This window comes from Erwinia sp. CGal63, assembly GCF_037026505.1.
Classification (GTDB): Bacteria; Pseudomonadota; Gammaproteobacteria; order Enterobacterales; family Enterobacteriaceae; genus Erwinia.
The window spans coordinates 569,823-591,633 of record NZ_JAKUMN010000001.1; the positions used below are offsets into that span (position 1 = coordinate 569,823).

The 21,811-nt window shown below is 57.2% G+C and carries 20 protein-coding genes and 1 tRNA gene; 6 read left to right on the forward strand and 15 right to left on the reverse strand.

Annotation, left to right across the window (positions count from 1 at the left end; translation table 11 throughout):
- Nucleotides 1-57: 57 nt before the first annotated feature.
- The 13 genes from MKZ79_RS02385 to MKZ79_RS02445 all read right to left on the reverse strand — a co-directional run bounded on the left by MKZ79_RS02385 (nucleotide 58) and on the right by MKZ79_RS02445 (nucleotide 12,868).
- Nucleotides 58-732 (reverse strand): DUF2931 family protein, encoded by a 675-nt coding sequence (locus tag MKZ79_RS02385; RefSeq protein WP_336139885.1) that lies wholly within the window; start codon nucleotides 730-732, stop codon nucleotides 58-60.
- Nucleotides 733-742: 10 nt separating this feature from the next.
- A complete protein-coding gene (locus MKZ79_RS02390) occupies nucleotides 743-1,189 on the reverse strand; it encodes a hypothetical protein (protein ID WP_336139887.1) in 447 nt (148 codons plus the stop codon).
- Between the two features lie 111 nt (nucleotides 1,190-1,300).
- Nucleotides 1,301-1,783 carry a putative T6SS immunity periplasmic lipoprotein gene (locus MKZ79_RS02395; RefSeq protein ID WP_336139889.1) on the reverse strand — a complete coding sequence of 161 codons (483 nt, stop codon included), beginning with the start codon at nucleotides 1,781-1,783 and terminating at the stop codon, nucleotides 1,301-1,303.
- 149 nt (nucleotides 1,784-1,932) lie between these two features.
- Nucleotides 1,933-2,415, reverse strand: coding sequence for a putative T6SS immunity periplasmic lipoprotein (locus tag MKZ79_RS02400; RefSeq protein ID WP_336139891.1), 483 nt, complete (start codon nucleotides 2,413-2,415; stop codon nucleotides 1,933-1,935).
- Nucleotides 2,409-2,969 (reverse strand): type IV secretion protein Rhs, encoded by a 561-nt coding sequence (locus MKZ79_RS02405; RefSeq protein ID WP_336139893.1) that lies wholly within the window; start codon nucleotides 2,967-2,969, stop codon nucleotides 2,409-2,411. The genes MKZ79_RS02400 and MKZ79_RS02405 overlap by 7 nt, the downstream gene beginning before the upstream one ends.
- Nucleotides 2,969-5,602, reverse strand: a complete 2,634-nt coding sequence (tssH, locus tag MKZ79_RS02410) for a type VI secretion system ATPase TssH (protein ID WP_336139895.1) — start codon at nucleotides 5,600-5,602, stop codon at nucleotides 2,969-2,971. The genes MKZ79_RS02405 and tssH overlap by 1 nt, the downstream gene beginning before the upstream one ends.
- Before the next feature lie 173 nt (nucleotides 5,603-5,775).
- The gene (hcp, locus tag MKZ79_RS02415; protein WP_336139897.1) at nucleotides 5,776-6,267 is read right to left on the reverse strand and encodes a type VI secretion system effector Hcp; all 492 of its coding nucleotides are present in this window, start codon (nucleotides 6,265-6,267) and stop codon (nucleotides 5,776-5,778) included.
- Between the two features lies 1 nt (nucleotide 6,268).
- Nucleotides 6,269-8,005, reverse strand: a complete 1,737-nt coding sequence (locus MKZ79_RS02420) for an OmpA family protein (RefSeq protein ID WP_336139899.1) — start codon at nucleotides 8,003-8,005, stop codon at nucleotides 6,269-6,271.
- A gap of 2 nt (nucleotides 8,006-8,007) precedes the next feature.
- Nucleotides 8,008-8,661, reverse strand: coding sequence for a type VI secretion system protein TssL, short form (tssL, locus tag MKZ79_RS02425; RefSeq protein ID WP_336139903.1), 654 nt, complete (start codon nucleotides 8,659-8,661; stop codon nucleotides 8,008-8,010).
- On the reverse strand, nucleotides 8,658-9,995 hold the full coding sequence (gene tssK, locus MKZ79_RS02430; RefSeq protein WP_336139905.1) for a type VI secretion system baseplate subunit TssK: 1,338 nt from the start codon (nucleotides 9,993-9,995) through the stop codon (nucleotides 8,658-8,660). Before tssK ends, tssL begins: the two co-directional genes overlap by 4 nt.
- A gap of 15 nt (nucleotides 9,996-10,010) precedes the next feature.
- Nucleotides 10,011-11,558, reverse strand: coding sequence for a type VI secretion system contractile sheath large subunit (gene tssC / locus MKZ79_RS02435; protein ID WP_336139907.1), 1,548 nt, complete (start codon nucleotides 11,556-11,558; stop codon nucleotides 10,011-10,013).
- Nucleotides 11,559-11,583: 25 nt separating this feature from the next.
- Nucleotides 11,584-12,081, reverse strand: coding sequence for a type VI secretion system contractile sheath small subunit (gene tssB, locus MKZ79_RS02440; RefSeq protein WP_336139909.1), 498 nt, complete (start codon nucleotides 12,079-12,081; stop codon nucleotides 11,584-11,586).
- A gap of 699 nt (nucleotides 12,082-12,780) precedes the next feature.
- Nucleotides 12,781-12,868, reverse strand: a tRNA-Ser gene (locus MKZ79_RS02445).
- 226 nt (nucleotides 12,869-13,094) lie between these two features.
- Here MKZ79_RS02445 and MKZ79_RS02450 point away from each other — a divergent pair.
- The 4 genes from MKZ79_RS02450 to MKZ79_RS02465 all read left to right on the forward strand — a co-directional run bounded on the left by MKZ79_RS02450 (nucleotide 13,095) and on the right by MKZ79_RS02465 (nucleotide 16,953).
- Nucleotides 13,095-14,555: a peptide MFS transporter gene (locus MKZ79_RS02450; protein WP_336139911.1), complete on the forward strand. Its 1,461-nt coding sequence runs from the start codon at nucleotides 13,095-13,097 to the stop codon at nucleotides 14,553-14,555.
- Between the two features lie 90 nt (nucleotides 14,556-14,645).
- Complete coding sequence (ghrA, locus tag MKZ79_RS02455; protein ID WP_336139913.1) at nucleotides 14,646-15,587, forward strand: glyoxylate/hydroxypyruvate reductase GhrA; 942 nt, start codon at nucleotides 14,646-14,648, stop codon at nucleotides 15,585-15,587.
- A gap of 40 nt (nucleotides 15,588-15,627) precedes the next feature.
- Nucleotides 15,628-16,365: a phosphatase gene (locus tag MKZ79_RS02460; RefSeq protein WP_336139915.1), complete on the forward strand. Its 738-nt coding sequence runs from the start codon at nucleotides 15,628-15,630 to the stop codon at nucleotides 16,363-16,365.
- 33 nt (nucleotides 16,366-16,398) lie between these two features.
- The gene (locus MKZ79_RS02465) at nucleotides 16,399-16,953 is read left to right on the forward strand and encodes a TorD/DmsD family molecular chaperone (RefSeq protein ID WP_336139917.1); all 555 of its coding nucleotides are present in this window, start codon (nucleotides 16,399-16,401) and stop codon (nucleotides 16,951-16,953) included.
- Between the two features lie 12 nt (nucleotides 16,954-16,965).
- Here MKZ79_RS02465 and MKZ79_RS02470 read toward each other — a convergent pair whose 3' ends face one another.
- Nucleotides 16,966-18,339: a CoA transferase gene (locus MKZ79_RS02470; protein ID WP_336139920.1), complete on the reverse strand. Its 1,374-nt coding sequence runs from the start codon at nucleotides 18,337-18,339 to the stop codon at nucleotides 16,966-16,968.
- 45 nt (nucleotides 18,340-18,384) lie between these two features.
- A complete protein-coding gene (locus tag MKZ79_RS02475) occupies nucleotides 18,385-19,272 on the reverse strand; it encodes a DMT family transporter (protein ID WP_336139923.1) in 888 nt (295 codons plus the stop codon).
- Between the two features lie 127 nt (nucleotides 19,273-19,399).
- On the opposite strand from MKZ79_RS02475, the gene MKZ79_RS02480 reads away from it, so the two are divergent.
- Both MKZ79_RS02480 and exaC read left to right on the forward strand, forming a co-directional pair.
- On the forward strand, nucleotides 19,400-20,107 hold the full coding sequence (locus MKZ79_RS02480) for a glutamine amidotransferase (protein WP_336139925.1): 708 nt from the start codon (nucleotides 19,400-19,402) through the stop codon (nucleotides 20,105-20,107).
- Between the two features lie 144 nt (nucleotides 20,108-20,251).
- Nucleotides 20,252-21,772, forward strand: coding sequence for an acetaldehyde dehydrogenase ExaC (gene exaC, locus MKZ79_RS02485; protein ID WP_336139927.1), 1,521 nt, complete (start codon nucleotides 20,252-20,254; stop codon nucleotides 21,770-21,772).
- The last annotated feature ends 39 nt before the right edge of the window (nucleotides 21,773-21,811 follow it).

The window sequence follows — 21,811 nt, forward strand, 5'->3', positions numbered from 1 at the left end:
TATTCCTTTTTCCGGGCTGCTTTATAACATTTAATGATTTTAATTTTATGCTGGATATTACCAGCTGCCGTAGGGATAGGTTTTTCCTTTAATAAACTCTTCTGTACCTTTAGCGTATTTGAAGCCTTTAGGGAAATTGGTCACACCTTTGCACATCTGCATCTGGTCACCGGATACCGTGGTGATTTTCGCATCCGACTGTGGAACTACCGGATTGCCTCTGTCTCCCAGCCAGACGCTTACTTTTCCTTCAGGAGCCAGGCCTATAATCATTACTGATCGATAATAAGTTTCATTGCGGTAACTGTCTGTGTAGGGCGTGATCATCTGTTGCCACGTGCCCTGATTAAATATCACCAGAGTTTCATAGCTTTTTTTATCGATAACCGAATCCCAGCAGAACCGCAGCATCAGCGGCAGGGCTTTGCCTTTGTTATAGTAAGCCTGTACTGCGCCCAGGCGATCGTTCCAACGCCCCACACTGACCTTACTTGGTTCGGTGTTGTCCATATACTCAAAGGTGGTCTTGTAACCCTCCGCATCCACCATTAAAGCCTGCGTGGCCAGTGCCGGTAATTTCCAGGGATGGATAAACAGAAACTTCCATTCTTTATAGGGAATTTTTCTGTAACCCCATTCAGTTCTGTCAGAGGCGGTTGAGGAAGACTGCCCTGTGGTGCAGCCTGTTACAGACACCATCAGAGCTGCGATTAAACAAATTTTAAAAGTCATAATGTGCCTGTTAAGCTAATTTATCTGTTCGCTGATTTGAGGTGAAATACATAGTGGAGATCTTTAAAATTTCTGAAACAACAAGGGCTAAAATAAAGATAATGCTGGTTTTTACCGATAACGATTTTAATAACCAGGGTAATACAGACAAAGAAGGTAAAGCATAAAGAAGCCTGAGTGGTGTTTGAGCATAAATTAACCAGCGTACACTCTTCCACTGAATAAATAATAGGGCAGCCGAAAAAATAATTGAAACGTTAAGTAATAATGAAAAAGAGAAAAGAGTCAGTGAATACCATCCATGCTGCGACAAAAAAGGAGCAAATGAGGTTATGTCATCAATCAGAGGGATTCGTCCCTGAGTAATATTTACCCAAATAAATCTGATGATGTATAAGAGATCAAAGGTCGCCCATAGATAAAATACACTGCTCTTCCTTATGTAGATCTTCTTCATCCTTTTTACTCCATGAAATAAACTGAGAAGCGCTGGCAGAAAAGCTATCGAGAAAAATATTCCTTTTTACAGGCTGCTTTTATTACATCTTCTTCTGAATATATAAATATTCTATTTACAGTAAACTTTACGATCTTCCGGCAGGTCGCGCTTTTCACCATAGGGCCGTGCTATTTCCATGTCCGTAAGAGGGATATTGAAAACGCACCCGTTGGCAATTTCCACCCCGGACACCATTTGGCGTGGGGTTTTTTTATGATGTTCGGAGCGTAAAACATAGCTGGCAATAAACTGGCCCTTCTCCGGGAAAGCGTAAAATGATGGGGGGACGCACAATTGGCCATTCACAACGCGTAGCGCCGGATTAAATATTATTTTCTGCTGCCTGGATGGCGTACCGCGTGGATAAATAGTGATATCCACAGGCTGATAATCCTCTGCGTCAGGCACAAAAAAACAGATACTGTCGCCTATGGTGCTGACTGTCGTCTCTTCATCGAATCGCCATCGATTGCCCGGACAGCCGGTCAGCGTAATAAGACATGTTAAAAGAAGAAGGAGGGAATAGTAATGCTGCCGGATGGTGCTTACCATGGAAAACCTCGCATAATGACATCCTGTCGCGTTAACAGGCAGGGGTACCGCTCTGCCGCTTGCCGTTCTCCTGCCATCTATTCGTTGAGCAACGACAAACGGCGGCCTGAAAATTTTTGCAGCAGAGTTTGCTCTGCTCCCGAATATTTTTATTTACAGTAAACTTTACGATCTTCCGGCAGGTCGCGTTTTTCACCATAGGGCCGGGATATTTCTCTGTCCGTAAGAGGAATGTTGAAAACGCACCCGTTGGCAATTTCTACTCCGGACATCATGCGACGCGGGGGCTTTTTATGATGTTCTGAGTGCAAAACATAGCTGACAATAAACTGGCCATTCTCCGGGAAAGCGTAAAACGAGGGGGGAACGCATAACTGGTCGTTCACAACACGCAGCGCCGGATTAAATATTATTGCCTTCTCTCTGGATGGCGTACCGCGGGGATTAATAGCGATATTTACAGGCTGATAATCCTCCGCGTTAGGTACAGAAAAGCATATATTGTCGCCTGTAACGCTGACGGTCGTCTCTTCGTCGGGTCGCCATCGATCGCCCGGACAGCCGGTCAGCGTAATAAGACAGACCAAAAGCAGAAGGGAGGAATAACAATGCTGTCGGCTAGTGATTACCATGGAAAACCTCGCAAGGTATTATCATAATGTTGTTGAAGAACCAATTCGCTAATATTGCCATCAAGCGTAATAACATCAGCATTTCTGAGATCGCACCATTCACGGTATCCCTCCTGGCGCAGGGTAAAATGGTCAGCGATAATCTGCGCCTGCTGCTCCATGGGATACTCGCTTAACAGGCGGCCATCAAGCACATAACGATAACTCACCGCCCAGCTAAGCAGGCCGCGTCCGATAACGCACATTCCCTTTTCCCGCTGCCAGACATGCGCCATTTCATGAATAAACAGATGCTGATAAAGAGACGTGCTGAGTGAATAATCCTTCTTATAATCCGTACGAATATAAATCTCACCGTTTGGCGCCATAGCCGTGGATTTATCCTGCAGGCCAAAAGGCAGATAACTATCATGGTGGATCCAGACCTTGTTATAAGAGATGGTTGACCCGAAGACTGACTTTGCAAGCTTAATTTCGCCCAACGTCAGCAGCCGCAGCGAGCCCTCCTCGCCGATATCTTCTTCCTCGTCTCTGTCCCGATCGTGAATGGTCATTATTTGTCATCCTGACTCAGCTCAATGATAATCCCTTCCTCTTCGCTCCAGCCCAGCGTGAGGTTCTGCAGCTTTTGCTTCGCGGCAAGATGACTCAGCAACTGCTGGCTTAGCACCGGCAGAATCTGCTGATTCAGCAGGCTGTCGACATTGCGCGCGCCGGTATCCGGCAGCAGGCAGGCGGCAGTGAGCGCATCGTACAGGCTCTCAGCAATGCTGGTGCGAATGCCGTAGTGACGGGCCAGCCGCTGCGACACTTTATCCAGCTTCATGGCGACAATAGTCCGCATCGCCGCTTCGCTTAGCGGCCTGTAGATGATGGTCTGGAAGCGCGCCAGCAGCGCGGGCTGGAAATGCTCCCGCAGCAGCGGGCGTACCAGTTCGTGCAGGCTGGCATCGGTGGCTTCCGGCTGCTCTTCCAGCAGCTGCATCACGCGGTCGCTACCCAGATTAGAGGTCATCAGCATCACGGTGTTGCGGAAATCGATTTCGCGCCCTTCACCGTCGCGCATAAATCCCCGATCGAAAACCTGATAGAACAGATTCATCACGTCGCGATGGGCTTTCTCCACCTCATCCAGCAGTACTATGCTGTACGGACGTTTACGCACCGCCTCGGTGAGAATGCCGCCCTGGCCGTAACCGACATAGCCCGGCGGCGAGCCCTTGAGCTGCGAGACGGTGTGCGGCTCCTGATATTCCGACAGGTTGATGGTAATCAGCGATTTCTCGCCGCCGTACAGCGCGTCGGCCAGCGCCAGCGCGGTTTCTGTCTTACCGGTGCCGCTGGGGCCGGTCAGCAGAAAGACGCCCTGCGGGCCATTCTCCGGCGTCAGGCCGGTTTTGGCGGCGCGCAGGCGTTGGGCAATGGCGCTGAGCGCCGCATCCTGACCGACCACCCGCTTGCCCAGTTCACTTTCCAGCGTCAGCAGCTCGGTCTGTTCGTCTTTCATTAATGAAGAGAGCGGCACGCCGGTCCAGTCGGCAATCACTTCCGCCACCGTGCGGGTATCCACGTCCGGCTGGATAAGCGCGCCATCCTGCTGCAGACAATCCAGCTGCCGCTGTAGGGCAGCGAGATCCGCGTGACGAGCGCTGTCCTGACGGCACGCCATCAGCTGCTCTACCAGCTGTCGTTCTTCTTCCAGCCGGGCTTGCTGCGTCTCCAGCTCCGCCTCAAGCCCGGTTCGCAGGGTTTCAATGGCGCCCAGTCGTTCATTTTGGGGTTTGCCGCCCAGCGCGATGTCTTCCAGCAGCGCCTGGGCTTCCATGTCGAGCGCCGCCAGCTGTGCTTTCAGGCGAGTGAGATTTTCCGGTACGGTATCAAGGCCCATGCGGATGCGGGCGCTCGCCGTATCCAGCAGGTCGACGGCCTTGTCGGGCAGCTGTCGACCGGTCAGATAGCGACGGGAAAGGGCGACGGCCGCTTTCACCGCGTTGTCGGTGATATGCACGCCATGGTGCTGCGCGTAGCGCGACTTCAGGCCTCTGAGCATCAGGCAGGCGGTTTCGTCGTCTGGTTCATCCACCAAAACCCGCTGAAAGCGCCGCTCCAGCGCCGCATCGCGCTCGAAATATTGCTTGTATTCGCTCCAGGTGGTGGCCGCGATGGTGCGCAGTTCGCCCCGCGCCAGCGCCGGCTTCAGCAGGTTGGCGGCATCCGCGCCGCCTGCCTGATTACCTGCGCCGATAATCGTATGCGCCTCGTCGATAAACAGCAGCACAGGAGAAGGGGATTGCTGCACGGCATCGATAACGTTCTTCAGGCGCTGTTCAAATTCGCCTTTCACGCCTGCGCCCGCCTGCAGCAGGCCCAGATCCAGCGTCCGCACGCTAACCGGCTTCAGGCTTTCCGGCACGTTGCCCTCGGCAATACGCAGCGCCAGGCCTTCCACCAGCGCGGTTTTGCCAACGCCCGGTTCGCCAATCAGAATCGGGTTGTTTTTGCGGCGGCGGGAGAGAATATCCACCATCTGGCGGATTTCGTTATCGCGGCCAAAAATCGGGTCGATGCTGCCTGCGCGCGCTTTCGCCGTGATATCAAGGGTGAACCTCTCCAGCGCGTTCTGCTGCGCCGGGGAGAGGTCGCCTTCGCGAACGTCGGCCTCGCCGGAACGCTCCGCAAGATTTACCTGATGCACCGGCTCCTCATTGAGCTGCGCATCGGGCCGCTCTTCGGAGTGTGCATCCAGCAAGGGGCGCAGGCGTGCCAGCTGGCTCTGGCCAAGCGTCAGCAGCGGCCACAGGCCATCGCAATGCAGCAGCTTTTGCTGCTCAACCAGCGCCGTCAGCAGATGTACGCTGCGGATCTGCTTTTCATCGGCCAGCGAAGCCTGCAGCCAGGCCTCCTGCATCAACGTCTGGAGATTCGCAGAGAGCTGAGGCCGCTGGCGGACGGAGCGGGGAAGGGTATCCAGCCAGGCCAACAGATCCTGCCAGAGGGTATCCATATCCCATTCGTAGCGGCGCGCCAGCACCGTTAAATCGCCTTCGCCCTGTTCCAGCAGCTTCAGCAGCCAGTGCTCAGGCATAATTTCCGCATGCGCCCGCGTCTGGCAAAGAACGGCGGCATTCTCAAGGGCGCGTGCGCAGTAGGGATTAAGACGACGTAATAAAACGGCCGGATTTTCCATGTCGGTGAACTCGTAGTCAGGGACCTTCAGGCACGCTACCGCCCATCGCTATTCCTGCAGCTAAGGAGCCAGAGCGCATCAGGTCAGATTTCCAGAATTGTGAGGTTTTACTCAGCGCCCGTCAGACCGACGCTCAGGAAAACTGCGGGCAGGAAAACCTGCCCGCATCAGGCTTACGCGGTGGCGCGTTCATTCCAGGAATCAGAATGAATGATGTTGCCGTCCTTGTAGGTCCAGGTGATTTTTTCGTAGCGCAGCTCGATCTCTTCGAGATGGTTGTGCTTCTCTTTGGCCGGATCTTTGATGTCGTGCATCAGCGGGGCCACTTTCACCACCTTCACGTTCTCCAGTTTGGTGTTGAAATACTCCACTTCCTGACCCGCGTCGTTGATTTTGTACCACTTGAACTCGGCGGATTTCAGGGTCTGACCTGTGGTCACGGCCTTGAACAGGTAAGGGCTGGAGGAGTCAATTTCTTTGGTGAATTTGAACGGCGTGTGGATACGAGTTCCGGTCAGTTTGCCGGTGTTGTTATCGGTCGGGATATACAGGTTATGTGCCTGCGCCACCACTTCGATGCTGCCCTCGCGGTCCTGCACGTCCACCGATCCTTTGATGTCCGCGCCGCCGTCGTCTTTCAGCCAAAGATAAACAGGAATTGCCATGTCAGTTCTCCATTTCAGTTGTTAACGCGCCACCATTATCCGGCGATGGCACGGGGGTTGCGTCCGGGCGACAGGCATCGGCCTGCGGCACCAGACTGATTTCGACACGCCGGTTGAGCGCGCGCCCCTCCGGCGTGTCGTTAGTGGCAACAGGGCGGCTTGCGCCATAGCCCTGCACCGCAAAACAGCTTTCCGGCACGTCGCCGGTATCCCGCATCCAGTCGCGTACTGCTTCCGCGCGCTGCTGCGACAGCATCTGATTACGCTGCGGATTGCCGGTATTGTCGGTATGGCCGCTGACCACAATCAGCCAGCCCGGTTTCGCTTTGATGCCCATCAGGGCGGTGATCAGCACTTTGGTGGAGCCGGCTTTGAGCTGCGCTTTCCCGGAGTCAAACAGCGCCAGGCTGTCAAGCCGTACCGACTTCGGCGCCTCAACCACCTGCGTAATTACCGGTGGAGGAGGCGGCGGCGGCGCCCAGTCGCTGAGCGCGGCTTCGACCGGCGGGATCAGCCGCAGTCCCTGGTACAGCCCCAGCCGGTAACGCAGCGGCGTTCCGCGACGCAGCCAGTCGTCCAGCAGATTGCTGTCGGCTCGCAGGCGTTGTTGCGCCTGCACTTTCGGCGCGGGCGGATGACCGTCCAGGCGGTGATAGAGCGCCAGATGATCGCCAACGCTGCGAACCAGCCGCTGGTTATTAAGAAAGGAAGCCAGCATCGCCAGCAGCAGAAACAGGCCGACGATAGTGCCCGCCTGCCACCAGTGCCGCTGAGCGCGGCTGAGTCCCCGACGACGCGGCAGGCTCTCCAGCAGGATATCCGGCAGCGGCAGCCTCTCCTGGATGTCATTCGACGGCGGCAGAGCGGTAAGCGCGGCGATATGCTGTTGCCAAAGGTTGTCGGCAGAAGCCATAACCGGCGTCAGACAAAAACCCAACGCGTTAGGGCGCATTGCCGGCAAGTCTCCCTCGCGAGTATTTAAGAACGCCCCTACGTTTTGGTCGAACCATCCCTGTAGCGCCTCCAGCCAGAAAGCTTCGCTGTGGCGCGAAAGCCGGACGCTGGCGGGGCTTTCCCGCAGCCATTGCGCTACGGGCGGCGTGTCCAGACCGGGCAGCCGTACCCGAACGCCCGTCAGCGCAGGCGTGATGGTAAACCAGCGTGCAGGCTCCGGGCCGTCAGGGGACTCCGCCTGCGTCGGGCCTGAAACCATCAGCGCAACCGCTAACGGAGGCTGGCCGTTCAGCCAATGGCGACACTGCATCACCGCGCGTTGCCAGCTACGTAAATGCTGCCCAAACGCCTCATTCGAGGTATGCCGCTCGGGCAGCAGAACCAGCATCACCGCTACCTGAGGCAGCAGAGCCGGGCGCAGGGTCGCCAGCTGTTCCGCCAGCATCGGCAGCTGCTCCGGGCTTTCCGCCTGCAGATACCAGCCCTGACGGGATTCGCAGAATGGCTGTCCGGGAAGAAAGCAGGATGCGGCGTCGCCAATCGCCAGCAGCACGCTTCCCTGAAAATCTTCCGGCGGAAGGTGGTCAGCGCTGAAACGGCTCAGCGCATCGCGGCGCGACAGCTGGTGACGCCGCTGACACCACGCTATTCCGCCAGCGGCGACAACGGCCAGCAGGCAGAGCACCCATTGGCTTGTGACCGATAGCGGCCAGAAGCCGAGGATCAGCCACAGCGCCAGCAGCAGGGCCAGTATCGTCAGCAGAAAACGGGAACTTTCGCGCATGTTCATCCCAGCCCCGTAATTTGCGCTACCATGCCAGCCAGCATCGATGAGAGTGCAAACCAGAGTCCCGCCAGTGCTGCAACGCCTGCGGCCCACCATAGCCAGTACATCCTTCGCAGAGTACGCCGTCCGCTAGCCTGAACGACAATCGGCGTGCTCTGATCGAGAGTAAACGGCGGCATACGCTCGCTAAGCGCGCGCACCACATCTTCGCGCCGCTCATCGTCCTGTGTGCGGTACTCGCCGGTGAAACCAAGCTGCAGGGTACGATACAGGCACATCAGCACCGCCCTGTCCGGCGCCGGAGATTTCAGCTGTTCGCGGATGCGCTGCCACAGCTCCTCGCCGGCGTTCAGCGTGCCGAAAAAATGCGCCTGCAGCGGGTCCTGCTGCCAGCTCCGCCAGCCATCATCCTCTATGCCGCGGTTCAGGACGCTTTCATCCGCCAGCGCGCAAAAGGCGTACAGCATGGCGTCGCTGCTCGCCTGACTGAAGCCCGCTTCCGCCAGCTGCACTTTCGCCTGCGCCACCAGCTGACGCGCCCGGCGGTAAAGCGCTTTGCCGTCCTGAATCTCCTGGCCGCTGCGCAGCTGGCTTACCATTAACCAGCCGGGGAAAAAGATCTGCTCTGCCTGAGCTATTCCGGAATCATTCATGTTCGCAGCACCGCAAAGAGTTCCAGTTTTACCTCGCCCAGCGAAGCTGGCGTGTAGAAAGTGCAGCTTCCCGCATCCAGCATCGAACGGGCGGCATCCGTGCTTAAATCCAGCGCGAAATATTGATTTTCCAGGCGCAGCGGAATCGCTGCCGGAACATGGGCGACCGGCCGGATGACTATCCCGCTCAGCGCCACATTGACCACTTCCGACACGTCATCCGGGCTGCCAGCCTTGCACAGCTGCGGAAATTTCGCCTGCAGCTCATGGGCCGGCATGGAAGAGCGTACCGAGAGCCAGAAATCGGCGCCTTCGCGCAGGCGGGCGTCGTGCAGCTTGCCTTTCCACATCACGCCATCCTGCTCCAGCTCGATGGCGACGACCCGTGACGGCAGGCTGGCCTCCAGCAGTTTGTCCAGCAGAGAGAGCAGCGGCGGAAAGACCTGCTCAGGTTCCGCATGGCGATAGGTCGGAATATCACTGGCTCCGTGTTCGAGGGAGAAGGTCAACAGGCTGCCGGCAAGCCTGACCAGCTCGCGGTAAATCAGTTCCGGATGACGGTTCGGAACCTCAAGCAGCTCGCTCAACACCGGCTCCGCGCTGTTCAGGGCGTTAAGCAGCCAGAACAGCGACACGTCGGCCACGGCGAAATCGGCAAGGCGCGCGTTGCTTTCCCGCCTCATCGCCATTAGCCGCTGGCGGCGGGCCTGCAGGCGATGCAGTAAATCCCGGAGGCTGGAAAGCAGCGCCGGGCAGGCGGAGAGGGCGAGCATGGGCGGGATAAAACTGGCGTCACGACGCCACTGTCCCTGCACATCGCGCACCAGACGAGCGACCGGGCAGGTCAGATAAGCCGTATTCTCCTGATGAGCCAGGCGTAGCGTTAAGCTGTGGCGCAACACCGCCAGCTCGCTGCGTTCGTGCCCGGCGAGCTCCTGCACGGTTACCCGTTCCGCTTTCCAGCGGCGGGGACGCTCGCTGTCGCTGCCGTCGTCAAGGTTGCCGCCGCTGGCGCTGAGCAGCGGCAGAGCCAGCACGATATCCACCGCTGTGCGATCGGCAACTGTCGACAGATCGCAGGCTGGCGGCAGATTGTCAGAGAGATCGGTGTCGATAAGCGTGCCATCGGCGAACCGGACTATCAGACGGCTGGCGTTGAGGCGGGAGAGCGCCAGCAGACTATCGTCAAACTCGGCGGCCACCACGCCCCAGGGATGCGCTAAACCCATACGGGCAAGGGTATCAACCGTATGAGCATCCCATCTGGCCTGTTGCTGAAACTGTTGTGGGGCCAAAAAGGCCCCGTCTTCCCATAACGGGCGAAAGATCTTCATCCCTGAGGCTCCGCGTTACGCTTTGGCTTTCGGCATCTGTGAAACCAGAGAGAGATTTACGTCCATCCCTTCCACCTGGAAATGAGGCACGGCGAACAGCTGCACGCGGAAAAAGCCCGGATTGTCCTCAATATCTTCCACCACCACTTTGGCGTCGCGCAGCGGATGGGATGCCTGCAGCGCATCACCCGGATCGGTCATTTCCGTCACCAGCCCTTTCACCCAGTTATTGAGCTCCAGCTCCAGCAGACGACGATCTTTGGTGGTGCCGATGTTTTCGCGCTGAATGATTTTCAGGTAGTGCGCAATGCGCGACAGCAGGAAGATATAGGGCAGTCGGGCGTTGATACGGCTGTTGGCGGTCGCGTCCGGGGTATCAAACACGGCAGGCTTCTGCGCGGAGTTAGCCGAAAAGAAGCAGGCGTAATCGCGGTTTTTATAATAAGAGAGCGGAATAAAGCCCAGGTTTGAGAACTCGAATTCACGGGTTTCAGGGATCATGACTTCCGACGGGATTTTCACCTGATTGCCGGTACCCAGATCGTAGAGATGAATAGGCAGATCTTTTACGGCGCCGCCAGCCTGCGGACCGCGGATCTGCACGCACCAGCCATTGTTGATAAAGCTGCGAACCATATTCGCGGCAAAAGCGAAAGAGGCGTTGGTCCACAGATATTTCTCGTGATCCGGGCCTTTAACTTCCTCGATATAGTTAAAGCTGCGCACCGGCACGGTATCCGGGCCGTATGGCAGCCGACCCAGCACGCGTGGCATCACCAGGCCGATATAGCGGGCGTCGTCGGTTTCACGGAAGGATTTCCATTTAATATATTCCGCGCGGTCAAAGTAGTTGCCGATATCGCGGATAGCGGCGACCTGCTCCATATTATCTTTCAGAAAGAATTTCGGGCCGGCGGAGCCGATAAAGGGCATATGGGCGGAGGCGGAAACTTTGGAGATATTGCGCAGCAGCGTGACATCCTGCGGGCTGGCGTCAAACTCATAGGCTGAAATCACCGCGCCAATAGGTTCTCCGCCCGGCGTGTCATATTCTGCGATATAGGTTTGCGTATAGAGCCCGCTCTGAATAATTTCCGGCGCGTCTTCAAAATCCTGACGCAAATCATCTTTCGACACGTCCAGGATTTCGGTTTTAACGTTTTGACGGTAATCGGTGTTGTCCACCAGGTGCTTCAGCCCACGCCACAGGCCTTCAGTACGCTGAAAGCTCGGATGATGCATTACCGCGTCCAGCTGGCGGCTAATCTGATAATCCAGCTCGGCGATATGATGATCGATTAGCGTTTTGTCGATTTTCTCTACTTTTTGCCCTGATTTAAGCAGGCAGTCGATAAAGACCTGTACGCCGGCCGTCACGCGTTCGTTTGTGCCGGCTTCGGCCATTACGGTTTCGTCTTGCCAGGTACTGACCTCACGCAAAGCGGCAACGGGTTCAAGGTTGATTTTACTGAACAGGGAAGCGTATACGCTCTCAGCAGTAGTTTGTTCCCGGACGAGGGTTTCGCCGGAAGGAGAAGTCGTGTTTTGTACAGACATCAGCATTATCTCGTGTTAATCCGTGAAAAAATCAGTCGTCTTTAGGCGCCAGAGCAGAAAGCTCAGCGCGTAGTTCATCGCTGAGCGCCGGATCGCGTAATATCGCTTCCAGTGATTTTCTGAAGGTGGCGTTGTCAAGGAGATTGGATTTGAGATCCCGCAGAAGATTACGCATGGCGAGCATAGCTTTTAACTGGGGAATTTGACGGGCGACCTGTTCCGGCTCAAAATCTTTCATATTCCGAAAAATAAGATTAACATCTTCTTCGGAGCCATCGCCGGCCAATGTATTTTCAACGGTTAACTTCACGGCTGGTGAATATTCGGAAAGAACGCTGTTAAAATTATTTTTATTAACGTCGATCTTTTCCCGTTCTGCTAAAGGACGCTGCTCTGCGCCATTGCTGAAATCACCTACCACCAGGAGTTTTAACGGTAATTCTACTTTCTTTTTGGCGCCGCCGGTGTGTAAATCAAGCCGAAGATTAACGCGCGCTTTCGGCACTTCATTCTGGAAGCTTTCGCTCATAATTCCCTCTTTATATCGGTGTTAATAGTTTTCCAAACTACTTTTACTGGCGGGCAATGATAATACTCACTTCAGAATGAAAGCAACAAAATGTATTAATCGACATGCAATAGGAATACTCTTTATTTACCTCCTCGATTAACTTTTGTTAATGCGCTGATCGCTGTAAAAGGCTTTATTGCCGGTCTGGCTGCGCCTCAGGTGGGTAATGGTAAAATATTTGTAATATTCGTTAAGTGTTGGCGAGATAAAATAATTAAATTCAATTGATTTAAATCAAATCAGAGTAGGTTTTAAATTTGTTAAAAGTGTTTGGTTTTTATAATTGCGCGGATGAAAAAGCGCAGGGGAGGGTTAAGGATTTAACCTGGAGAGCAAATATAGCCTGAGGTAAGCTTCCTCTTCACTTTCAACGTGGCGGCAGGAAATCGGCGGTATAGAGAAAAATTGCCTGATGATTAACCGCGTACTTTTATGAAACAGGGTAGTGAGAGGGGAACAGGCTTTCTCCTGGAATAGGGCGGTGAGGAGAGGATTGACTCGCTGCGCTCGCCCTGCGGGCAGTTCGTCCGCGAGCGTTCGGCCTGTCCAGGCGGCTAAAGCCGGTTGTCGAACCCTGGTCAAGGCTTCTCACCCTTCCTCGTGGGGAATATGCATAAAAAAAAGCCTGAACGTGAGTTCAGGCTTTCTCTTGAAATATGGCGGTGAGGAAGGGATTCGAACCCTTGATACGTTGCCGTATACACACTTTCCAGGCGTGCTCCTTCAGCCACTCGGACACCTCACCATATTGTTACGCAGGTTGCTGCGTGGCCGGTAATGTAGGGAAAAGCGGGCCGCCGGTCAACTCTCTTTCTGCACTTTTCCATCTGTTTACTCATTTTTGCAGCAGCCTGCTGGTAAATTCGGCAAAAACATCGCGCCATTAAGTAAAACTCATCGAGATCAGCGCAATCGCCCGGACATTGTGCATAATAATGCGCTTTATCGGGCTAAAAAATCATGAGGTCACAGTGACGAACCAGACCAATTACGGCGCGGCGTCAGAGCCGCAAGGCACGCGCGCGCTCTTCTTTATCCAGATTTTTGCCACGCTTGGCTTTGCCGTGCTCTATTCCACGCTGGTGCTTTACGCCACCAAAAGACTCGGCTTCAGCGAGGCGCAGGCCAACGCCATGATGGGTGTATTTGGCGCTTTCAACTATGGTCTGCACCTGTTCGGCGGCTATCTTGGCGGCCGCTACCTCAGTAACCGCAACCTCTTTGTGCTCGGCATGGTTCTGCAGGTGATCGGCTGTTGGATCCTCTCAGGGCAGAGCGCGGACGGCCTCTACTGGGGACTGGCGATGTTCCTGACCGGCAGCGGACTGAACGTCACCTGTATCAATATGATGCTGACCCAGCGCTTTACGCCGGAAGACAGCCGACGCGAAAGCGCCTTTCTCTGGAACTATGCCGGAATGAACCTGGGCTTTTTTATCGGTTTTACCGGCGCGGGCTATTTCCAGCTGCAGGAGCATTATCAGGCGCTGTTCCTGTTCGCCACGCTGGGTAACGCCGTCGCTATTGTGATTTCGCTGCTGCGCTGGAAAACGCTGGCGGATCTCGATACGCCGCTGCTGCACGTCAGTAAAAGCCTGTTCCGGTTACGGATGCTGGTAGGGCTACTGATTCTGGTGGCGCTGGTGCCGGTTATTCGCGTCATGCTGACCCACGCCGATTTTACCGGCGCTTTTGTACTGGTTCTCGGCGCGATTGTCTTTCTGCTGCTGGCTTTTACCACCCTGCGGCACCGGCCGCGAGACGAACAGCGCAGGATGGCCGCTTACCTGATCCTGGCACTGGGCGCGCTGGTGTTCTGGACGCTCTATCAGCTGGCGCCGATGGGACTGATGCTGTTTACCGAACACAATATTATGCTCAACGTCTGGGGCGTGCAGGTGGCGCCTCAGTGGGTGCAAAACATCAATACGCTGGTGATTGTTTTTGGCGGCCCGCTGCTGGCGATAGGTTTTCGTAATCTGCGTGAGCGCGGCTGGCGCGTCGACATCCCTTTGCAGTTCGCCTCCTCGCTGTTCTGTATCGGGCTGGGCATGTTGGTTTTGCCTGTAGGCATTATGCTGGCAGGCGGCGACGGCATGGTGGCGTTTAAATGGATTGTGATCAGCTATATCCTGCAGAGTCTCGCCGAGCTGCTGATCTCGCCGGTCGGCTACGCCATGATCGGCAAACTGGCGCCGCTACGCTATCAGGGCGTGATGATGGGCTGCTGGATGATGGTAACCGGCGTCGCTTCGGTGCTTTCCGGCTACGTTTCCGGCCTGATGCCGGAAAATAGCGGTAGCTCGCCCACGCTGACTAATCCGGGCTACAGCCATATTTTCCTGCTGCTGGGCTGCGGCAGCGCCGCCACCGGGCTGATCCTGCTGCTGCTGATGCCGCTGTTGCGCAGACTGATCCAAACGGCGCGCTAGTTTCTTATTGGGGTCGTAAAGACCCCACTATTTTTCGCTTGCCACAAGACGTGTTTTCCCCGAGCCTGAAAGAAAAACAGGAGAACTTGCGTGGATATCATCTTTTACCATCCCTCTTTTAATGCGGAAAAATGGATAACGGGATTGCAGCAGCGGCTGCCGCAGGCCCGCGTGCGCGCCTGGACGCCGGACGATCGGGCTCATGCGGACTACGCCCTGGTGCGCCAGCCGCCGGTAGCGATGCTGCAGGGACGCCGTGAGCTGAAGGGCGTTTTTGCGCTTGGCGCGGGCGTCGATGATATTCTCGGTCAGCTTCGCGAGCATCCGCAGATGCTGGCCGAAGGCGTTCCGCTGTTTCGGCTGGAGGATACCGGTATGGGCCGCCAGATGCAGGAGTATGCGGTGTGGCACGTATTGGGCTGGTTCCGCCGTTTTAATGACTACCGGCAGCAAAAAAGCCAGGCGCTCTGGCAGCCGCTGCGTAACCTCTCGCGTGAGGATTTCACCATCGGGATTTTAGGCGCGGGCGTGCTGGGTCGCAGCGTGGCCGAGAGCCTGCGTTTCTGGGGTTTTCCGGTGCGCTGCTGGAGCCGTTCGCCGAAAACGCTGCCTGATGTGGCCAGCTTCCACGGCCAGGCGCAGCTGGGAGCGTTTCTTTCCGGCACGAAGGTATTGATTAATCTGTTGCCGAATACGCCGCAGACCGTGGGCATTCTGAATCGCGCTTTGCTAAGCCAGCTGCAGCCGGAAGCCTGTTTGATTAACCTGGCGCGCGGCGCGCATCTGGTCGAAGAGGATCTGCTGGCCGCGCTGGCGGCGGGCGAAATCAAAGCGGCGGCGCTGGACGTTTTCGCCCGCGAGCCGCTGGCGCAGGATCATCCTTTCTGGACGCATCCGGACATTGCCATCACGCCGCATAATGCCGCTGTCACTTTGCCGGGCGAAGCTATGGATTACATCGCCGAGGCTATCCGTCAGCGCGAAGCGGGCGAGATGCCAGCAGGCCAGGTAGATCTGTCGCGAGGCTATTAACCCTTTCGGGCGGCGTCGCCCGATAACAAGGAGAAGAACGATGTACCCTGTGGATCTTCATATGCACACTGTCGCCAGCACGCACGCTTACAGCACGCTGCGCGACTACACTCAGCAGGCGCAGACCTGTGGCGTCAAACTGTTAGCCATTACCGATCATGGCCCTGATATGGCCGACGCGCCGCATCACTGGCACTTTATCAATATGCGCATCTGGCCGCGCATGGTGGATGGCGTAGGGATCCTGCGCGGCATTGAAGCCAATATCAAAAACCTGGCGGGCGAAATTGACTGTACGGGCCCGATGCTGGAGGTGATGGATATCGTGGTAGCGGGCTTCCACGAGCCGGTTTTCGCGCCGCGCGATAAGGCCACCAACACGCAGGCGATGATCGCCGCGATGGCCAGCGGCAACGTGCATATCATCAGCCATCCGGGCAACCCGAAATACCCGGTTGATATTCCCGCTATCGCAGCGGCCGCCGCGAAATATGAGGTGGCGCTGGAGCTGAACAACTCCTCATTTACCCACTCCCGTAAAGGCAGCGAACCCAACTGTCGCGCGATTGCGGCGGCGGTGCGCGACGCGGGCGGCTGGATCGCCTGCGGCTCCGATTCCCATACCGCTTTTACCCTGGGTAACTTTGAACACTGCCTGCGGATCCTCAAGGAAGTGGATTTTCCCGAAGAACGCGTATTAAATGTCACGCCGCGTCGCCTGCTCGATTTCCTGCAGCGCAGAACCGGCGTAGCCATTACCGAATTCGCTACGCTGTGACGTTGTCACGTCTACTATTACGGATCTATTTTTATGAATGAGTTTTCGATTATCTGCCGCGTTCTGGGCTCGCTGTTTAACCGTCAGCCGCAGGACCCGCTGCTGGTGCCGCTGTTTACCCTGTTGCGTGAGGGCAAACTGCAGCAGCAGTGGCCGCTGGAACAGGACGAGCTGCTGACGCGTCTGCAGCAGAACAGCGAGCCGCAGTCGCTGGCCGCCGACTATAACGCGCTGTTTGTCGGCAGCGACTGCAAGGTGCCGCCGGAAGGTTCGCAGTGGGAAAACGGCCCGCAGGAGAGCGAAGTTCGCGCCTTTTTGCAGAGTCGCGGCATGCCGCTTGGCGAAGCGCCAGCCGATCGTTTTGGCTCGCTGCTGCTGGCCGCTTCCTGGCTGGAAGATCAGTCGCAGGAGGATGAAATCCAGGCGCAAATTACGCTGTTTGATGACTATCTGCTGCCGTGGTGCGGCCAGTTTTTGGGTAAAGTGGAAGCCTGGGCCGATACGCCGTTTTACCGTACCCTGGCCGCGCTGAGCCGCGAAGCGATTCAGGCGATGCGCGACGAGCTGGCGGAAGAAGGGGAAGCCTGATACCGCTGCGCGCTACTGCCGCCACGCTGTCGCCGCTGAACCCAGCGGCACAGCGGAAGAGGACCAGACCAACGGCGTACCGGGCAGGCGTACCGGCGGCTTCAGGCGCAGGCCGATACCCCAGGCGGTGATCTCCGTTTCCACATTGGTGTCGTGCGGGTCTGCCGGCCCCAGCCCCGAACATGGCGTGGGTTGCGGCCAGGGCGAGTCGGTCAGCAGGCAGGCGGTACGAGCCAGCGAGAGCCTGGCGGTAAAGCCGGTGCCGTTTTGCAGCCTGAGCCGCATGCCTTCCAGCGCGGCGGCGGCCATCAGATAGCCGGTAGCATGATCGAGCGCCTGAACCGGCAACGGCACAGGTTCGTCGCTCCGCTTCCAGCTGCGTCCGGCGTCCGCGATGCCGCAGCCCATCTGCACCAGGCTGTCGAAGCCGCGTCGGTCGCGCCACGGCCCGCTCCAGCCCCAGGCGTTCAGGCTGACATCCACCAGGCCGGGAGAAAGTTTTTGCCGCGTTTCGCTGTCATAACCCAGCTTGCTTAGCGCGTCGGCGCGATAGCCGTGGATTAAAATATCCGCTTGGCTCAGCAGCCGCTCAAATATCTCTCTTCCCGCCGCCGTGGTTAAATCCACTTGCGCGCAGCGCTTGCCCAGCGTGACTTCCTCCTCCAGCGTCGGCTCCTGCCAGTGCGGCGGATCGAGGCGCAGCACCTCTGCGCCCAGACCGGCCAGAAAACGCGTGGCGACCGGGCCGGCGATAATACGAGTCAAATCCAGCACCTTTACGCCGTGCAGCGGACGCAGCGTCGGCAGCCTCCAGCCGGGCGCAGCGGCTTCCGGCTGCAGGCTTTGCGCTATCAAAGGCTCGCGCCGCACGCGCTCTCCCTGCGGATGCTGTTGCCAGGCCGCCACGCTGCGCATCTCTGCGGCGCAGCCCGCGGCGTCAACGATCGCCTGCTCAAGCGCGGTTTTTTGCCAGCGGCCGACGGTGTCTGCCAGCGCAGCGCGACTGGCGTGGGCGCCCAGCACTTTTTCCATGGCCGCGCGGTGGTGCGGCGCGTTGGTATGCAGGCGGATCCAGCCGTCTGCGGCGGCGTAATCTCCGGCGAAGGCGTCCCACAGCGCGGGCGCGCTGCGGTTAACCGGCAGGAAACTGTGCTGAAACCAGCGGGAAGCCAGACGCATATCAACGCATTGACGGCGGGAATTGCCGATCAGGGTAGCGGCTGCCTGCATCGCCAGCGCGATGCTGGTGGCGGCCAGCTCCGTAACCGGATAAGCGGAACTAAGGCGCTGCGAGCCGATAAAGTCGATGTCAGGGACAGGAACGCTGCTGTTGCGCAGTGCCTGCCAGAGCTGCTGCCAAAAAAGTGCGGTTAGCCTGGTCGTCATTGCTCTCTCCTTTGGATTAACCATAGCAATGAAGATCGGCTGTCGCTAGCGCAGCCGCTTCAGCTTCGGCAGCCTGGCGTGCATACGCAGATTGCGCAGATTAATCACCGCAATCGCCGTCCCGACAATCACCAGCAGCGAGCCGGCCACCTTAAAAACGTTCATGCTGTCGCCCAGCACCAGCACGCCCATTATTACCGACAGCACCGGCGTCAGCAGGGAATAGGGCATAATCAGGTTGACGTTATAGGTGCGCAGCAGACCGTACCATAAAGAGTAGGCGACGATGGAAGAGCAAATAGCGCTGTACAAAATGGCGAACCAGCCGCGCCACGAGGCGTGCGCCAGGCTGGCAAGCTGGCCGCTTTCCATCACAAAAGAGGAGAGCCCAACGACAGGGATCGCCAGAAAAGAGAGCCAGCCGGTCATGGTAAGCGGCTTGATCGCCGGAGACTTTTTCACGATCAGGTTGCTGACGGCCCAGCCTACGGCGCTGCACAGCAGCAGGCAAAGCACCCACCATGACGGAATGGTCGGGCTGCCCGCCAGCACCACCACGCCGCTTAGCGAAATAGCTATGCCCAGCATCTGCACCAGCGACAGTTTGTCACCCAGAAAAATCATCGCCAGGATCATCGCAAAGGGCGTGCCGAGCTGCACCACAATGGCGCCGGTGCCCGCGTCGGTAAATTTCAGGCCGAGAAACAGCAGCGAAAAGTGCATAAAGCCGAAAGTGAACGCCAGCGGCAGCAGATAGCGCAGCTGCGCGCGGGTAACGCGGGTAAACGGCACCAGAATTATTGCCACCACCACAAAGCGCATCATGGTCAGAAACAGCGGCGGCACTTCGCCCAGCCCCCATTTCACCGCCACATTATTAAAAGCCCAGGTCGTTACCACCAGCAAAATCAGGAAAAAATGACGTACGGCCACAACGTAATCCTTTAGTGTGTTTAATCACTCGCTTATCATGACATGAATTGCCGCGATTTTAAGCGCGGCGACGTTTTTTGTTGCGATTGCCGCATTAACCGGCGCCTTTATAAGGATAGTTCCGACAATGACCACGCTTCCTGTAGCCATTATTCAGTTTGAAACGCCGCCCGCGAACGTCATGTCGCAGGTAGGCGAGCAGCATCACTGGTTTATCGCCGCCACGGGATTGCAGCCGCATGAATACCTTGTGATACGTCCCGACCTGGGCGAAACGCTGCCCGATCCCGCTTCGCTCTCGGCCGCTATCCTCTCCGGCTCCTGGGCAATGGTCACCGATCACGCGGAGTGGAGCGAGCGTTCAGCGGCCTGGATACGCAGCGCCATGGATCACCAGCTGCCGCTGCTGGGCGTTTGCTATGGCCACCAGCTAATGGCTTATGCGTTGGGCGGCAAGGTCGGCGACAATCCGCGCGGCTGGGAAGGCGGCGCGCAGCAGATTACCCGTCGCGCGGAATGCGCTGGCGACATGCTGCCCTGTGCGCTGCCGGAAACTTTTACCGCGTGGCTCTCTCATCAGCAATCGGTGCTGCAGCCGCCGGCCGGTGCGCAGGTACTGGCTTCTTCCGCTATGGATCCGTGTCAGATTATTCGCTATAGCCCGCAGGCGTTCTCGGTGCAGTTTCATCCAGAATTCACCGCGACCATTATGGCCGCCGGTCAGCATAGCAGCCAGCGTCCCTTAGCGAGCGAAGTCTCTCCTGAACCTGTCTGGCCGCTGCGGCTGCTGCAGGCTTTTTGTCAGCAGCATCGCGACGCCGAACGTCAGGCCTGACGACAGTTTCGTCTTCTCCGCTTCACGCCGCGCCGCTTTCCTTTCGGCGCGGTCACACTTTCCATCCTGCCGGGCGGTGAATTTCTCCTGTTCTGTTAGTGTTAATTTCAAGTTGTTTAATTGTTAATTAACGGGGCAATGACCATGCGCTACACCTATCCGGGCAGTCAGGATTCTTTAATCGTACTGAAGTCGCACTACGGCAATTTTATCAACGGCGAGTTCGTGGCGCCGGTGAACGGCAACTATTTCACCAATACCTCGCCGGTTAACGGCTCCACTATTGGCGAATTTCCACGCTCTGATAAGGCTGATATTGAAAAGGCGCTGGACGCGGCGCACGCGGCGGCGGAAGCCTGGGGTAAAACCTCGGTGCAGTCGCGTTCGCTGGCGTTGCTGAAGATTGCCGATCGGCTGGAGGAGAAGCTGGAGTACCTGGCGGTCAACGAAAGCTGGGACAACGGCAAACCGGTTCGCGAGACGCTGGCCGCCGATCTGCCGCTGGCGGTCGACCATTTCCGCTATTTCGCCGGCTGCCTGCGCGCTCAGGAAGGGACGGCGGCAGAGATCGACGAGTTCACCGCCGCTTACCATTTCCACGAGCCGCTGGGCGTGGTCGGGCAGATTATCCCGTGGAACTTTCCGCTGCTGATGGCGGCCTGGAAGCTGGCGCCGGCGCTTGGCGCGGGCAACTGCGTGGTGCTGAAGCCCGCCGAGCAGACGCCGCTGTCGATTACGCTGTTTGTCGAGCTGATCGCCGATCTGCTGCCGAAAGGCGTGCTGAACGTGGTGCACGGTTTTGGCCGGGAAGCGGGCGAAGCGCTGGCGGGCAATCCGCGTATCGCCAAAATCGCCTTTACCGGCTCAACCGCGACCGGCGGCCATATTCTGGAGCTGGCAGCGAAGAATCTGATCCCTTCGACGGTGGAGCTGGGCGGCAAGTCGCCCAACATTTTCTTCGAAGACATCATGCAGGCCGAGCCTTCCTTTATTGAGAAGGCGGCGGAAGGCGTGGTGCTGGGCTTTCTGAACCAGGGCGAGGTCTGTACCTGTCCGTCGCGCGCGCTGGTGCAGGAATCCATCTACGAGCCCTTTATGGCGGCGGTGCTGAAAAGGATAAAAACTATCAAGCGTGGCGATCCGCTGGATACCGACACCATGATCGGCGCGCAGGCTTCGCAGCAGCAGTTCGATAAAATTCTCTCTTATCTGGATATCGCGCAGCAGGAAGGCGCCGAAGTGCTGACCGGCGGCGGCGTGGAGAAGCTCGGCGACGATCTCTCTGGCGGCTACTATATTCAGCCGACGCTGCTGAAAGGCAATAACAGTATGCGCGTGTTTCAGGAGGAAATTTTCGGGCCGGTGGTCGGCATTACCACCTTTAAAGATGAGGCGGAAGCGATCGCTATCGCCAACGACTCCATCTACGGGCTGGGCGCGGGCGTCTGGACGCGGGATATCAACCGTGCTTATCGGGTTGGCAGGGCGATCAAGGCGGGACGCGTCTGGACCAACTGCTACCACCTCTATCCGGCGCACGCCGCTTTTGGCGGCTACAAGAAGTCGGGGATTGGCCGTGAAACCCACAAAATGATGCTCGATCACTATCAGCAGACCAAAAACCTGCTGGTCAGCTATAGCACCGAGCCGCTGGGCTTTTTCTGAGAAGCGGCGTCACGTAGCGGCAGCACTAAACGCTACGTG

Excerpts from the sequence above, each read along its gene's own strand:
- tssL (WP_336139903.1), bottom strand. The coding sequence starts at position 8,661 with ATGAATGATTCCGGAATAGCTCAGGCAGAGCAGATCTTTTTCCCCGGC.
- tssC (WP_336139907.1), bottom strand. The coding sequence starts at position 11,558 with ATGCTGATGTCTGTACAAAACACGACTTCTCCTTCCGGCGAAACCCTC.
- MKZ79_RS02400 (WP_336139891.1), bottom strand. The coding sequence starts at position 2,415 with ATGGTAATCACTAGCCGACAGCATTGTTATTCCTCCCTTCTGCTTTTG.
- MKZ79_RS02390 (WP_336139887.1), bottom strand. The coding sequence starts at position 1,189 with ATGAAGAAGATCTACATAAGGAAGAGCAGTGTATTTTATCTATGGGCG.
- MKZ79_RS02405 (WP_336139893.1), bottom strand. The coding sequence starts at position 2,969 with ATGACCATTCACGATCGGGACAGAGACGAGGAAGAAGATATCGGCGAG.
- MKZ79_RS02395 (WP_336139889.1), bottom strand. The coding sequence starts at position 1,783 with ATGGTAAGCACCATCCGGCAGCATTACTATTCCCTCCTTCTTCTTTTA.
- MKZ79_RS02460 (WP_336139915.1), top strand. The coding sequence starts at position 15,628 with ATGTACCCTGTGGATCTTCATATGCACACTGTCGCCAGCACGCACGCT.
- MKZ79_RS02465 (WP_336139917.1), top strand. The coding sequence starts at position 16,399 with ATGAATGAGTTTTCGATTATCTGCCGCGTTCTGGGCTCGCTGTTTAAC.
- tssH (WP_336139895.1), bottom strand. The coding sequence starts at position 5,602 with ATGGAAAATCCGGCCGTTTTATTACGTCGTCTTAATCCCTACTGCGCA.
- MKZ79_RS02470 (WP_336139920.1), bottom strand. The coding sequence starts at position 18,339 with ATGACGACCAGGCTAACCGCACTTTTTTGGCAGCAGCTCTGGCAGGCA.
- tssB (WP_336139909.1), bottom strand. The coding sequence starts at position 12,081 with ATGAGCGAAAGCTTCCAGAATGAAGTGCCGAAAGCGCGCGTTAATCTT.
- exaC (WP_336139927.1), top strand. The coding sequence starts at position 20,252 with ATGCGCTACACCTATCCGGGCAGTCAGGATTCTTTAATCGTACTGAAG.
- tssK (WP_336139905.1), bottom strand. The coding sequence starts at position 9,995 with ATGAAGATCTTTCGCCCGTTATGGGAAGACGGGGCCTTTTTGGCCCCA.
- MKZ79_RS02420 (WP_336139899.1), bottom strand. The coding sequence starts at position 8,005 with ATGCGCGAAAGTTCCCGTTTTCTGCTGACGATACTGGCCCTGCTGCTG.
- hcp (WP_336139897.1), bottom strand. The coding sequence starts at position 6,267 with ATGGCAATTCCTGTTTATCTTTGGCTGAAAGACGACGGCGGCGCGGAC.
- MKZ79_RS02480 (WP_336139925.1), top strand. The coding sequence starts at position 19,400 with ATGACCACGCTTCCTGTAGCCATTATTCAGTTTGAAACGCCGCCCGCG.
- MKZ79_RS02385 (WP_336139885.1), bottom strand. The coding sequence starts at position 732 with ATGACTTTTAAAATTTGTTTAATCGCAGCTCTGATGGTGTCTGTAACA.